This is a genomic window from Diaphorobacter sp. JS3051 (assembly GCF_015832135.1).
Taxonomy (GTDB): domain Bacteria; phylum Pseudomonadota; class Gammaproteobacteria; order Burkholderiales; family Burkholderiaceae_C; genus Diaphorobacter; species Diaphorobacter nitroreducens.
The window spans coordinates 2,343,516-2,356,960 of record NZ_CP065406.1 but is presented as its reverse complement, the minus strand read 5'-3'; the positions used below and the strand labels follow the sequence as shown (position 1 = coordinate 2,356,960).

The 13,445-nt window shown below is 69.3% G+C and carries 14 protein-coding genes; 6 read left to right on the top strand and 8 right to left on the bottom strand.

Annotation, left to right across the window (positions count from 1 at the left end; all coding sequences use genetic code 11):
- Position 1 precedes the first annotated feature (1 nt).
- From I3K84_RS11285 to I3K84_RS11265, 5 genes are all read left to right on the top strand, one after another.
- Positions 2 to 445, top strand: coding sequence for a thioesterase family protein (locus I3K84_RS11285; protein WP_172205570.1), 444 nt, complete (start codon positions 2 to 4; stop codon positions 443 to 445).
- Positions 442 to 1,755, top strand: coding sequence for a class I SAM-dependent RNA methyltransferase (locus tag I3K84_RS11280; RefSeq protein ID WP_196994520.1), 1,314 nt, complete (start codon positions 442 to 444; stop codon positions 1,753 to 1,755). Before I3K84_RS11285 ends, I3K84_RS11280 begins: the two co-directional genes overlap by 4 nt.
- Positions 1,745 to 2,230 (top strand): putative toxin-antitoxin system toxin component, PIN family, encoded by a 486-nt coding sequence (locus tag I3K84_RS11275; protein ID WP_196994519.1) that lies wholly within the window; start codon positions 1,745 to 1,747, stop codon positions 2,228 to 2,230. Before I3K84_RS11280 ends, I3K84_RS11275 begins: the two co-directional genes overlap by 11 nt.
- On the top strand, positions 2,218 to 3,519 hold the full coding sequence (locus tag I3K84_RS11270) for a UDP-N-acetylglucosamine 1-carboxyvinyltransferase (protein WP_011803815.1): 1,302 nt from the start codon (positions 2,218 to 2,220) through the stop codon (positions 3,517 to 3,519). Before I3K84_RS11275 ends, I3K84_RS11270 begins: the two co-directional genes overlap by 13 nt.
- A gap of 481 nt (positions 3,520 to 4,000) precedes the next feature.
- Positions 4,001 to 4,831 (top strand): YecA family protein, encoded by an 831-nt coding sequence (locus tag I3K84_RS11265; protein WP_135149295.1) that lies wholly within the window; start codon positions 4,001 to 4,003, stop codon positions 4,829 to 4,831.
- Positions 4,832 to 5,061: 230 nt separating this feature from the next.
- Here the strand turns inward: I3K84_RS11265 and I3K84_RS11260 are convergent, their stop codons facing one another.
- From I3K84_RS11260 to apaG, 7 genes are all read right to left on the bottom strand, one after another.
- Positions 5,062 to 5,601 (bottom strand): CinA family protein, encoded by a 540-nt coding sequence (locus I3K84_RS11260; protein ID WP_196994518.1) that lies wholly within the window; start codon positions 5,599 to 5,601, stop codon positions 5,062 to 5,064.
- Positions 5,602 to 5,606: 5 nt separating this feature from the next.
- Entirely contained in the window at positions 5,607 to 6,137 is a 531-nt protein-coding gene (locus I3K84_RS11255) for a phosphatidylglycerophosphatase A (protein WP_011803818.1), read from the bottom strand.
- A 63-nt stretch (positions 6,138 to 6,200) separates the two neighbouring features.
- On the bottom strand, positions 6,201 to 7,175 hold the full coding sequence (thiL, locus tag I3K84_RS11250; RefSeq protein WP_196994517.1) for a thiamine-phosphate kinase: 975 nt from the start codon (positions 7,173 to 7,175) through the stop codon (positions 6,201 to 6,203).
- A 15-nt stretch (positions 7,176 to 7,190) separates the two neighbouring features.
- On the bottom strand, positions 7,191 to 8,315 hold the full coding sequence (locus tag I3K84_RS11245) for a YbdK family carboxylate-amine ligase (protein ID WP_012655413.1): 1,125 nt from the start codon (positions 8,313 to 8,315) through the stop codon (positions 7,191 to 7,193).
- Positions 8,305 to 9,570, bottom strand: coding sequence for a cation:proton antiporter (locus I3K84_RS11240; protein WP_011803821.1), 1,266 nt, complete (start codon positions 9,568 to 9,570; stop codon positions 8,305 to 8,307). Before I3K84_RS11240 ends, I3K84_RS11245 begins: the two co-directional genes overlap by 11 nt.
- A gap of 181 nt (positions 9,571 to 9,751) precedes the next feature.
- Complete coding sequence (locus I3K84_RS11235; RefSeq protein ID WP_172205580.1) at positions 9,752 to 11,734, bottom strand: site-specific recombinase; 1,983 nt, start codon at positions 11,732 to 11,734, stop codon at positions 9,752 to 9,754.
- Positions 11,731 to 12,138 carry a Co2+/Mg2+ efflux protein ApaG gene (apaG, locus tag I3K84_RS11230; protein ID WP_047349333.1) on the bottom strand — a complete coding sequence of 136 codons (408 nt, stop codon included), beginning with the start codon at positions 12,136 to 12,138 and terminating at the stop codon, positions 11,731 to 11,733. Before apaG ends, I3K84_RS11235 begins: the two co-directional genes overlap by 4 nt.
- Positions 12,139 to 12,259: 121 nt before the next feature.
- Here apaG and rpe point away from each other — a divergent pair, with 121 nt between their 5' ends.
- Entirely contained in the window at positions 12,260 to 12,940 is a 681-nt protein-coding gene (gene rpe / locus I3K84_RS11225) for a ribulose-phosphate 3-epimerase (RefSeq protein WP_011803824.1), read from the top strand.
- A 40-nt stretch (positions 12,941 to 12,980) separates the two neighbouring features.
- On the opposite strand, the gene I3K84_RS11220 is transcribed toward rpe, so the two are convergent.
- Entirely contained in the window at positions 12,981 to 13,346 is a 366-nt protein-coding gene (locus I3K84_RS11220) for a hypothetical protein (RefSeq protein ID WP_011803825.1), read from the bottom strand.
- Between the last annotated feature and the right edge of the window lie 99 nt (positions 13,347 to 13,445).

The window sequence follows — 13,445 nt, the reverse complement described above, 5'->3', positions numbered from 1 at the left end:
CATGGCACGCGTCGTCTTTGACCTTCCCCCGCACTTCGGCTTCAGTACCGAGCTGCAGATCTACATCAGCCATGTCAACCAGGGCGGGCACCTGGACAACGCGCAGTTGCTCAGCCTCGTGTCCGAGGCGCGTGTGCGTTTCTTCAAGTCGCTGGGCTACCCCGAGGCCGACGTGGCGGGCCTGTCCACCGTGGTGGGCGACATCGTGGCGCAGTACAAGTCCGAGGCGTTCCACGGCGAGACGCTGCGCGTGGAGATGACGCCGCAGGATTTCAACCTCTACGGCTTCGACCTCGTCTTCCGGATGACCGAGAAGAGCCAGGGGCGCGAGATCGCGCGCGGCAAGACCGGCATCGTCTTCATCGACCGGGCGGCCCGCAAGCCCGCACCCATTCCTGAATCCGTGCTCCAGCCATTGCTGCAGCGCGCAGCACAGCCGCAATGAACCAGCTTCAACTCTTCTTGCCCTGCGCCGCTGGCGTGGAGGGCTATCTGGCCGACGAGGTGCACAGCCTCACGGGGCTGGCCGGGCAGGACCTGCTCGTGGGCCGCGCGGGCGTGCTGCTGCGCGCCTCGTGGCGCGATGCGCTGCGCCTGAACCTGCACAGCCGCCTGGCGCAGCGCGTGCTGGTGCAACTGGCCGAGCGGCCCTACCGCAACGAGGACGACATCTATGCCGCCGCGGCCGACGTGGCCTGGGAGATCTGGTTCACCCCGCGCCAGAGCTTCAAGGTGGAGGTGACGGCGCAGCACAGCCCGCTCAAGAGCCTGAACTTCGCCGCGCTGCGCGTGAAGGATGCCGTGGCCGACCGCTTCCGCGCCAAGGCCGGCGTGCGCCCCGACGTGCAGACGCAGTGGCCCGACGTGCGCGTGCACCTGCACCTGACCAGCGACCGCGCCCAGATCTACATCGACACCTCGGGCGAACCGCTGTTCAAACGCGGCTGGCGCGAGGACAAGGGCGACGCGCCGCTCAAGGAAACGCTGGCCGCCGCCATGATCGCCGCCACCGGCTGGGACCCGCATGGCGAGCAGCCGCTGCCGCTGTACGACCCCTGCTGCGGCAGCGGCACCGTGGTCATCGAGGCCGCGCAGATCGCCTGCCGCATCGCGCCGGGGCTGCAGCGGCGCTTTGCCTTCGAGAAGCTGTTGCCGCACCAGGCGCATGTCTGGTCTGCTATCAAGGAAGAAGCTTCCAGCGCCGTTACCGCGGCTTCGGTGCCGATTTTTGGCAGCGACGTGTCGCACCGCATGGTGGACTTTGCCCAGCGCAATGCCGCGCGCGCCGGCGTGGCCGACGCGGTGCAGCTGCGCGGCGGCGACGCGTTGCAGCGCATGCCGCCCAGTGAACAACCCGGGGTGATGCTGCTGAATCCGCCGTATGGCGAGCGCATCGCCGCGGCCGGCACGGCGGGGCGCAATGCGCGTGAGCGCATGTCCACGGTCGAGCGCATGGGCCGCGAGACGGCGCAGACCGAGGACGGCGTGGACTTCTTCGCGCAGTTGGCCGCGCACTGGAAGAAGCACTACGCCGGCTGGCAGGCCTGGATGCTCACGCCCGACCTCAAGCTGCCCGGGAAGATGCGCCTGAAGGAGTCGCGCCGCGTGCCGCTGTGGAACGGCCCCATCGAATGCCGCCTGTTCCGCTTCGACCTCGTGGCGGGCGCCGTGCGGGATCGGCCGCGCGCCGGCCACACGGGGGAGGGCGGCGCGGCCAACGGTGCGCCGGCCGGCGGAGCCTCGGATGCGTCCTGAGCTGCGCCTGCCCGCCGTGGCGCCGGCGGGCGAGAGCGTGCGTGCCGTGGTGCTGGACACCAACATCGTGCTCGACCTGTTCATCTTCGCCGACGCGGCCGTGGCCACCGTGCGTGCGCTGCTGCATGCCCAGCGCCTGGACTGGATTGCCACGCAGCACATGCGGGACGAGCTGGAGCGCGTGCTGCAGTACACCCACCTGCAGCCGCGCATGGCGTATTACGGCGTGGGCGCGGATGACGTACTGACGGCGTTCGACGCGGGCGTGCGCCTGGTCGAGGTGGCGCCGCGCGCGCCCTGGGCCTGCAAGGACGCGGACGACCAGAAGTTCATCGACCTGGCGGTCGCGCACCGCGCCATCATCGTGTCCAAGGACAAGGCTGTGCTTTGCATGCGCAAACGGCTGTTGACGCAGGACACGCATGCGGTGGCAGCTATTGTTTTTGAAGAGATTTGCGAACCATGTCCAACCTGATCGTGCATGGCGGCACGCCGCTGCGTGGCCGCGTCACCCCCTCGGCCAACAAGAACGCGGTGCTGCCCGTGCTGTGCGCCACGCTGCTCACGCGCGCGCCGCTGCGCCTGGTGGGCGTGCCCGACATCACCGACGTGCGCAAGATCCTGGAGATCTTCCGCACCCTGGGCAGCGAGGTGCGCTGGGACCATGCCAGCGCCACGCTGGAACTGCACCACCAGGCCACGCATTTCGACGCCGCCACGCACCGCCTGCCCGAGGAGATGCGCTCGTCCATCATGCTGGTGCCGCCGCTGCTGGCGCGCTTCGGCGTGGCGCGGCTGGAGGACAACGTGAAGGGCTGCACCCTGGGCGTGCGCGAGATCGACCCGCATGTGGAGGTCTTTCGCAGCTTCGGCGGCCAGGTGGAGCGGGCCGAGGGCTCGCTGCTGGTGCGCCGCGTAGGCATGCTCACGCCGGTGCACCACTGGCTGGACTATGCCTCGGTGACCACCACCGAGAACTTCGTGCTGTGCGCCGTGGCCGCGCAGGGCACCTCCACGCTGACCAACGCGGCGTCCGAGCCGCACGTGCAGGAGTTCTGCCGCTTCATGCAAATGCTGGGCGCGCAGATCGAGGGCGTGGGCACCTCGCGGCTTACGGTGCACGGCGGCGGCGACCTGGGGGGCGGTGAATTCCGCTTTGCCGAGGACTTTCACGAGATCACTACCTTCCTGGCGCTGGGGGCCATCACCGGCGGCGACGTGGTGGTGAAGAACAGCGCACCGGAGAACTTCCCGCTGATCGACCGCACGTTTGCCAAGTTTGGCGTGCGCGTGGAGCACCGGGACGGCTGGTCGCGCGCCTTCGTGGACGGGCCGCTCACGGTGCAGACGCCCTTCACCCCCAACGTGCTGACCAAGGTGGAGGCAGCACCCTGGCCCTATTTCCCGGTGGATCTGCTGCCGATCTTCATCGCGCTGGGCGTGCGCGCGCAGGGCAACGCCATGTTCTGGAACAAGGTGTACGACGGCGCTTTAGGCTGGACGGGCGAGCTGTCCAAGTTTGGCGCGCATGTGTACCAGTCCGACCCGCACCGCATCGTCACCTTCGGTGGCGGGCCGCTCGCGCCGGCGGTGGTGGAGAGCCCCTACATCATCCGCGTGGCGATCGCGCTGTTCATGGTGGCGGCCAGCATCCCGGGGCGCTCGGAGATCCGCAACGCCACGCCCATCCGCCGCGCGCACCCGCACTTCGTGGAGAACCTGCGCAGCCTGGGGGCCCGGGTGGAGTGGACGGCAGAGGAGTAGCCGCGCCCTGATCGCCCCAGCCTTCGCTGCGCTGCAGCACAAAAGTGGATTGTGGTTTATACTTACGCCTAAGGGTTAACACCTAGTGGTTAACCCGGTGTTGGTCGGCGTATGAGATGCGCGCCGTTCCGCACCGGATGAGCATCTCAGTCAGGAAACCACACCATGCGCGAAGCCGTCCGTCTGATCCTCGAGTTCATCCAAGAAGCCCGCGAGGCCCATCTGGAAATCGCCAGCCAATAAGGCTGGGTGGGCCGCCCAGACGGCCCTTTGGTACCGACCGCTGCGCCCCATTGCCTTGGCATGGGGCGTTTCTGTTTTTAGGCCAAATCAAGCTCTAGCGATTGTGTGATAAGCGCGAACAGCTATTAATACAATAGCTGATGCGCGGCCTGCGGCGTTACACTGCGCGCCTCAGGCCTCCTGGGGCCCCGTTTCTCCTCCTCCTTAGCCCGCGGGTCCAAGCCCCGCCCGATTCCGCATGAACGCCACCTCCGATACCCCCGCATCCGCCGCCGTCCCCGCCCTGGGGCCGGATGAACTGGACGAACTCGACAGCCTGCTGGACGACCTGCGCACGCGTGAGGAAGATGTGCCGCAGTGGGAGTTCTGCGACGGCTTCCTGACGGCGCTGGTCTGCACGCGCCGCCCCGTGCCCGCGGCGGAATGGCTGCCCATGCTGCTGGGCGACGGCCTGGAGCTGGACGTGGCCGAAGGCGAGCCCCTGCCGCTGGTGCCCACGTTCAAGGACCTGGCGCAGCAGGAGCGCTTTCTTGCCTTGTGGGAGCTGCGCCGCGCCGAAGTGCAGGCGCAACTGGACGAGCAGGCCGAATCGCTGGACGCCGACAACGCCTTCCAGCCCGAGGTGATCGACATGCGCGGCGCCATCGCCAGCCTGCCCGAGGAGGAGCGCGCCGAGATGGCGGGGCAGGAGATTCCTTCCTTCGGCCAGGTCTGGGCGCTGGGCTTCATGTTCGCCGTGGAGAACTGGCCCGAGGACTGGGCCACCCCGCGCGACAAGGAAGCCGCCCAGTGGCTGGACGGCGCGCTCGAATCCATCGTCGCCCTCACCGAGGACGACACCGGCAAGCCCGAGATCTGCATGTACGCCGAGGACGGCCCACCCAGCACCAGCCAGGAGCGGCTGGAGGTCTTTGGCGAGGCCATCTGGGGCGTGTACGACCTGCGCCAGCTCTGGCGCAGCCTGGGTCCGCGCCAGGAAACCATCGTCAAGGGCGAGCAGCCCGGCCGCAACGACCCCTGCCCCTGCGGCAGCGGCAAGAAGTACAAGAAGTGCTGCGGCGCGGCTTGACGCGGCTGTGGCCAGGTGTGGCTCGCCTGGCGCGGCCTTGCCTGGTGTAGCTGGCCTGGCGCGGCCCGGCCTGACGCGGCACGGCCTGACGCGGCACGGCCTGACGCGGCACGGCCTGACGCGGCACGGTTCGACTCGCCGGCATTGAGTGGGCGGCACGCAGCCGGTGGCCCGGTATTGCGCTCTGGGCCTGCCCAGGTGCTACGGCGCCGCCAGGCCCAGTGGGACCGTCAGGAGCGCGAAGGGGCGGGCAGCTGGGCCAGCAACTGCGCCAGCCGCCCCAGCGCGTGGCGCACCGTGGCGGCGCGCACGGCGGCGCGGTCTCCGGCAAAGCGCCGCAGCTCCGAATGGATGGCGCCCGCCACGCACCAGCCGAACCACACCGTGCCCACCGGCTTGTCCGGGCTGCCGCCCGTGGGGCCGGCCACGCCCGTCACGGCCACGCTGACCTGCGCGGCGCTGTGGCGCACGGCGCCCTCGGCCATGGCGCGGGCCACGGGCTCGCTCACGGCGCCGTGGGCCGTGATGAGATCGGCGGGCACGCCCAGCAGCGCGGTCTTGGCGGCGTTGGAATAGCTGACGAAGCCGCGCTCGAACCATTGGCTCGACCCCGACAGGTCGGTGCAGGCGGCGGCGATCAGGCCGCCGGTGCAGCTCTCGGCCGTGGCCAGCATCCAGCCGCGTGCGAGCAGCGTGGTGGAGATATGAATCAAATCGGCCTCCAGCGCTCGTCCATCAAGCGCTGGCAGCTCTATTTTTGATAGTTCCATGGCATTCACCCGAACCAGTGGCGCCACAGCGCGATCACCAGCAGCGTGCAGAACGCGGCCACCAGGTCGTCCAGCATGATCCCCAGGCCGCCGCGCCAGCCGAAGCCCTTGAACAACCGGTCGGCCCAGGCCACGGGGCCGGGTTTGGCGGCATCGAAATAACGGAACAGCGCAAAGGCGGCGAGCTGGCCCCAGAAGCCCATGGGCATGGCCAGCCACAGCACGATCCAGATCGCGACGATCTCATCCCACACGATGTGTCCGGGGTCTGCCACGCGCATGTGGCGTGCGGTGACGGTGCAGGCCCACCAGCCCAGCAGCAGCGACAGCGCGATCAGCAGCCCCATGCCGCGCGGCGTGAGCCACAGTTGCAGCACCAGGAACGCCAGCCACCCCCACAGCGTGCCCACCGTGCCCGGTGCCACACGCGACAGTCCGCTGCCAAAGCCCAGCGCGATGCAGTGCGCGGGGTGCACGAACAGAAAGCGGCGCAGGGCGTGGGGCGGCAGCGGGGTGGGGGGCGGCGTATCGGGCATGGGCGGCAAGGATGCAAGGGCCGGCCGATGCTACCAGCGGCGCCGGCCCGGTAGCGGGAGCGGTCAGGCGAAGTGGTCGAACGAGGCGAAGTGCTGCGCCACGGGCTGCCCCTGGCTGTCCACCACACGCAGGCCGGGCGCGGGCTCGACGCGGCCGATGCGCGTGGCGCGCGTGCCGCTGGCCTGCGCGGCGGCCTGCACGGCGGCCTGCTGTGCGGGAGGGGCGGTGAAGACCAGTTCGTAGTCGTCGCCGCCGGCCAGCGCGCATTGCATCAGCGTTTGTGCGTCAAAATCGGCTGCAGCGCCCGCCTGCTGGGCGCTGGCAGCTAGCAAATTGGTAGCGACGGTGGCGTCCACGCAGGCGCCCACGCCCGAGGCCTTCAGGATGTGACCCAGGTCGCCCAGCAGGCCATCGCTCACGTCGATGGCGCTGCTGGCCACGCCGCGCAGCGCCAGACCCAGCGCCACGCGCGGTGTGGGCTGCTCCAGCCGTGGGCGCAGCTGCTGCAGGGCGGTGGGCGGCAGCGCCAGGCGGCCGCGCAGCGCATCCAGCGCCAGGCGCGCCTCGCCGGGCGTGCCGCTCACGTAGATGTCGTCGCCCACCCGCGCACCGCTGCGCAGCAGGGCCTGGCCCGTGGGCACTTCGCCGAACACGGTGACGCAGAGGTTCAGCGGCCCCTGCGTGGTGTCGCCACCGACCAGCTCGCACTGGTGCGCGTCGGCCAGCCGCAGCAGGCCGTCCGCAAACGCCTGCAGCCAGGGCGCATCCACGCGCGGCAACGCCAGCGCCAGCGTGAAGGCCAGCGGCCTGGCGCCGCAGGCGGCCAGGTCCGACAGGTTCACCGCCAGCGCCTTGTGGCCCAGGTGCGCGGGGTCCACGTCGGCAAAGAAATGGCGGCCCTCGACCAGCATGTCGCTGGACACGGCCAGTTGCATGCCGGGCGTGACCGACAGCAGCGCGCAGTCGTCGCCCACGCCCAGCGCCGCACGGCGCACCGGGCGCGTGAAGTAGCGCGCAATCAGGTCGAACTCACCCATGGGCGGCTGCCGCGTTCAGATGTCGTGCCCGCGAAAGCGCAGCGCGGCCTGGCGGCTGACCTCGGCCAGCAACTGCTCTTCGCGCTGGCGCTCGCGCAGCCAGCGGGCGTCGTTCTGGCCCAGCGCGGTCTCACCGCGCAGCATGTGCAGCGCGCCCGATGCGCCATGCGTGCCGGCGTAGCGCGCCACGTGGTCCAGCGTCTGCAGGATGTGGTCGCGCAGCGGCATGTGGTCGCCGCTGGCGGGGTCCACGTACACCGCGTCCAGTCCGAAGCGGCAGGCCTGGAAGCGGTTGTAGGTGTAGACGAGGTAGTCGTCTTCGGTGGGGGTGAAGGGCTGCTCGGCCAGGAACCACGCGGCCAGCGACTGCACGTAGCCGGCCAGCGCCGCGGCGCGCTCGATGGTGAGCGGCGTGTCGAACACGCGGATCTCGATGGTGCCGTACTCGGGCTTGGGGCGGATGTCCCAGTAAAAGTCCTTCATGCTCTTGACCACGCCGGTGCGCGTCATTTTGTTGAAGTACTGCTCGAACTCGCTCCAGGTGAGTACGCAGGGCGCGCGGCCCGACAGCGGGAACGCGAACACCGAGTTGAGGCGCGCGGAGTCGAACTGCGTGTCCTGCGCCTGCACGTACGGGCTGGAGGCCGACAGCGCGATGAAGTGCGGGATGTAGCGGCTCATGCGGTGCAGCATGAGCAGGGCGGAGTCGGCGTCGGGGCAGCCGATGTGCACGTGCTGGCCGAAGATGGTGAACTGCTTGCTCAGGTAGCCGTACAGCTGCGACAGCTCCTGAAAGCGCGGCTTGTCGTAGATGCGCCGCTCGTGCCATTGCTGGAACGGGTGGGTGCCGCCGCCCACCACGGCGATGTTGAGCTTGTCGGCGCTTTTGACCAGCGCGTCGCGGATCTGCGTGAGCTGGCCCAGCACCTCGGAGCTGCTGTGGCACACGCCGGTGGAGATCTCGATCATGCTGTTGGTCATCTCGGGCACCACGCTGCCGGGCAGCGGCACCTTCTTCATGAGGCGCAGCATGTCCTCGGCGTAGGGCGCGAGGTCGTAGTCGTTGGTGCTCACGAGCTGCAGTTCCAGCTCGACGCCCAGCGTCAGGGGCTCGGAATGGTGGAAGGCTTCAAGACTCACGTTGGGTGTCTCCGGTGTTGCTGCCGCGGCTGCTCAGGGGCGCCCAGGGCTTGGAGCTTTCGCCCGCGCGGTAGATGGCCACGGTGGCGATCACTGCGCCCAGCACTTCCATCACCAGGATGGCCGGCAGGGCGATGCGCGCGATCAGGTGGCCCGTGGAGGCCGAGGCCACCACGAACTGCGAGGCCACCAGCAATGCGATGGCCGACATCGGCGCCATGGCGCAGCTCAGCCACAGGGCCTGGCGCCAGCTGGCGCCACTGCCCACGTTGCCCACGCCCACGCCCAGCGCCTTGGCCAGCAGGCGCACGAAGATCAGCGCCAGCACGGCGCCGACCACCGGGCCGCTCCAGTCGGCCTGCGCGGCGACGGTGGAGACGAGCACGAACATCAGCATCGTCAGCAGCGAAGAGGCGGTGCCCATCTGCCGCGGCCAGGCCCAGGGGCGCGGGTGCAGCTGCTTGAGCAGCATGCCGCCCAGCAGCGCGGCCAGCGGGGCCGAGCCGCCCATGTGCGCGGTGACGGCGGTGCTGGCGGCGATCAGGGCCATCAGCAGCATGGAGGTGTTCTCGCTCGTCGGGCTCATCACGCGCAACGCCAGGCGCAGGATGAGCGACAGCAGCGCACCCACGGCCACAGAAACGCCCAGCACCACCAGCGCGGGATACAGCGTGCCCACCAGGCCCACGCCGGGGCGGTTGATGAGCTCGGCCTGCGCGCTGCCCAGCGCCAGCGCATACAGGGACGACAGCGTTGCGAGCACCACGGCACGGTCGGTCACGGGGCCGGCGGCGCGCGTGTCGGACACCACGCGCGTCAGAACCGCCGGTGATGCCGCCATCGCGACCAGGGCCAGCGGGCCGGCGGCGCGCTCGGGTACGTCGAACCACAGCATCGTCCAGTACACCGCGAAATAGGTGAAGGCGGACTCCGCGATGCTCTGCACCAGCACCATGGGGTTATGGCGGAACCAGCGCAGCGGAATGCGACCGCCCGCCTCGAACAGCACCACGGCCACGCCCAGCTCCACCAGGAACAGGCCAATGCCCTGCAGCGGCCACACGGCGCCGCCAAAGCCCAGCAGGCCCACGATGGTGCCCACGAGCGTGTAACCCACGACCTTGGGCAGGCCGCTGTAGCGTTGCACCAGATAGCCCGTGATGGAGGCCACGGCCAGCAGCAGCGACCACTGCACCGTGGGCAACCCCGCCGATGGGCGCAGCCACTGCGCCCAAAAGCTCATCAGCTCATTCATTGTTGTAGATCCTCTGTCTCGTGCGGGCAGGCCCGCTGGATGCCCGGGCGCAGCCTGCGCCAAGGGTGCGCGCTGCGGCTGCGTGGAACGTGACTACGTTCCCAGGCTGTTAACTGAATGTATCTGCAGCGGTCGCGTTGCTTCTGTAGGACGGCGCGCAGCCTGCGGTGGGCGCACCTTATCAGACGGTGCGGCGCGGGGGCAGGAAAAAGCCCAGCGGCGCGCTGCGCCAGCGCGCCAGCAGCGCGCGGTAGATGCGCGCGCGGTCCACGCTGCCCACGTTGTGCGCACGCAATGCCAGGCGGAACGCCAGGTAGAAGCTGACGAGGACGTTGAGCGCACCGTTGAAGGGCACCATGGCCACGGCCCACCAGAAAGCCGGCTGGTGCAGCACGTCCATGCCCAATGTGGCGCTGGCCACGCCGATCTGCCCGGTGGACAGCGTAACGTGGCGCACATCCAGGCCCAGCCCGAAGAACGCGGCAAAGGCCGGCGTCAGCCCCAGCATGAAGCCGAGCGAAATGTTGGCCGCAAAGCCCGAGATGTTGCCCCGCAGGAAGCGCGCCCAGCGGGCGGCGCGTGCAGCACCCAGCATGTGCGTGATGCGCGGGTTGTACTGGATGGCCGAGTCCAGCCGGCGCAATACGAACCAGTTCTCCACCCAGCCCGCGAAAATGCTGGACGCGAACAGCAGCACGCCGGTGAAGGCCGCGAACAGCAGCGAGGGGCCCAGCAGGTGCAGCGACTGCAGCACGTGTTCCGCCTGGGCCGTGCCGATGGCCGGCTGCCCGAGCATCTGCGCGATGAGCAGCGCCAGGGCCAGCGCCCCGGGGAACACCAACAGCACGTTGCCCAGCACGGCGGCCACCTGCGAGCGCACGAGATGCGCGACCTCGTCCACGAAGGATTCCAGCCCCTGCGCCTCGTCCAGGTCCTTGAGCTTGGCGGCCATGGCGGGTGCCGTCATGGCGGGCTGCTTGGTGGCCACCGTGAAGTGCAGCAGCTGGATCAGCACGAAGCTGACGGCGTAGTTCACGCCCGCCATGAAGCCGCCCCAGAACGCGGACAGCGCCAGCGCGTACAGCCCGAACTTGGCCAGCGTGGTGAAGGCCATCACCAGCCCGCCACCCGCCGCCTTGCGCACCATGGCCAGGTATTCGCCCGCCGTGCGGGTGATGTAGTGCTCGCCCGTCTCGGCGCTGCGCTCGGCGACCTTGGCCGCCAGCATGGACGAGTTGGACGCCACCAGCGCACGCAGGCTGCGCCGCTCGCGCCCCACGGTCACCAGGCGCGCAAGGAACTTGGCCGCCGCCACGGCGGGGCGGGGCGACAGCAGGCATTCCAGCAGCTCGCGCACGCGCAGGATGCGCTCGCGCAGCTGGCGCAGGCGAAACACCAGGCCCACGGAGATGCCGTTGTCCTCGAAGTGCGCATACACCGTGTTGGTGGCGGCGCGGCAGGCGTCCAGGCGCTCGCGCAGGCGCTGCACGGCTTCCTGTAGGCGGTCGCCGGTGCGCAGCGGGTGCTCCACCTCCACGCGCAGGCTCTCCACATCGCGGATCAGCGCATGAAAGGGCTGGGCCTCGCGCGCCTCTTCGCTCATGCGCAGACGCAGCTCGGGCGCAAAGCCGGTGGACAGGATCTGCCCGGCGCAGTAGGTGATGGCGTCCAGCAGCGCGCGCTGCCAATGGCTGGCGCCGCCCTGCTCGCTGGCGGGCACCAGCACGGCCAGCAGGCGGCCCAGCAGGGTTTCGTCCAGCGACGCCAGCCAGCGCGCGTCGAAATCGCCAGGCAGCGCCAGCATGAACAACTCCGACGCATCCAGCGTTTCGGGGCTGGAGGGCAGCAGTTTGTAGCGCACGCGCTCGGCCAGCTCGCTGGCCATGGAGGTGCGCTGGGCAAAGCCGAAGTCCGCCAGCAGCGTGGTGATGTCCACCTGCTGCGTGAGCGCTGCCCACCAGGCCTGCAGCCGCACCTGGATGTCGGGCGAGCGTTCCGCCGCTTCGACCAGCAGGGCCACGCGGCCTGCGGCGCCCTCCGTGGACTGGCCGTCGCCGCGCACCCAATCCAGCACGGCGATGAGTTGCAGGTGCCGCTGTGCCAGCGGTGCGGTCGGGTCGATCCCGGCGAGCAGCTGCGCCAGGTCAGGGCCGCTGCGGCTCAATGCAGCACCCTTGCCGCCATGGGCTGGCCCGGTTGGCCGGGCGAGAAGGCCTCCAGCACGAACAGCTCGATCGGACAGGTGAACGGCTCACCATCCTCGGCCACGCAGAAATAGCTGCCGTGCATGCTGCCGCTGGCGGTGCGCAGGCGGCAGCCGCTGGTGTACTGAAATGCCTCGCCGGGCTTGAGCAGCGGTTGTTGGCCCACCACGCCCAGGCCCTTGACCTGCTCGGTGTGGCCATTGGCGTCGGAGATGATCCAGTGGCGTGAAATCAGCTGCGCGGTCACGTCGCCCGTGTTGGTGATCGTGATGGTGTAGGCAAAGCTGTATACGCCTTCGTCGGGCGCGGACTGGTCGGGAAGGTACTGCGGTTGCACCTCCACCTGGAACTGGTATTTCGGCATCGTGCAATGGTAGCGGCGATGGTGAGTCCCGCGTCGCACAAGGCCTGCTAATGCCCCGCCCCGGCTGTGCCCGGCATGCGACCGTCGCGCCGCGGCGGCGTCAACTGCGACAATCGCGGCCATGAGCCGCACCTACCGCATCGCCCCCTCCATCCTGTCTGCCGACTTTGCCCGCCTGGGCGAAGAAGTGCGCAACGTCATCGCCGCCGGCGCCGACTGGATCCACTTTGACGTGATGGACAACCACTATGTGCCCAACCTCACCTTCGGCCCCATGGTGTGCCAGGCCCTCAAGCCCCATGCCGTGACGCCCGCAGGGCACGCCGTCCCGATCGACGTGCACTTGATGGTGCAGCCCGTGGACGAACTGGCCACGGCGTTTGCCAAGGCGGGGGCGGACCTCATCAGCTTCCACCCCGATGCCTCGGCGCACGTGCACCGCAGCATTCAGAACATCCGCGCGCAGGGCTGCAAGGCGGGCCTGACCTTCAACCCCGCCATGCCGCTTGACGTGCTGGACTGGGTGATCGAGGACATCGACCTGATCCTGTTGATGAGCGTGAACCCCGGCTTTGGCGGACAGAGCTTCATCGACAGCACGCTGCGCAAGATCGAAGCGGCCCGCAGGCGCATCGAGGCCTCGGGCAAGGACATCCGCCTGGAGGTGGACGGTGGCATCAAGGCCGACAACATCCGCCGGGTGGCGGATGCGGGCGCGGACACGTTCGTTGCAGGCAGCGCCATCTTCGGCAAGAGCGACTACAAGGCGGTGATCGACGCCATGCGCGCCGAACTGGCGTGAGGCGCCGCCGCGCGGCTTGATCGCAATCCGCTGAAAAAGCCTATTGCACCGGCGTGGTGGCTTCGCGCAGCACGCCACCGCCTTCCACCGAGCCCGACACCGTGGCGCTGCTGCGCACGCGCGCCTCGCAATCGGACCGGTCCTGTGGAGTCTTGAAGGCCTCGCAGCGGGCCAGCGCGTTGCGCTCATAGATGCTGGTGTCGCTGCTGGACAGCTGGCCCGTGCGCGCGGCCTGGGCGGCCGCCCCTGCCTCGCGTACGCAGGCGGCGCGGCTTTCCGCGGGCACGGACGCGCAGGCGGCACGGTCGCTGCTGTACTGGCTGCGCACTTCGTTGGCAGCCTGCGCCGCGCCGGCGCACAGCAGCAATGCGGCGGGAAGCAGGGCGGTGAATCGATGCAATGCCATGGGATGACCTCCTGAAGGGCGATGGTTTTGACGGTTCCAACAATGGCTGTCCAGCGTAGGGCGCCACCCGGAAGGCGTCTGTCCGCATGCGGCGCCGTG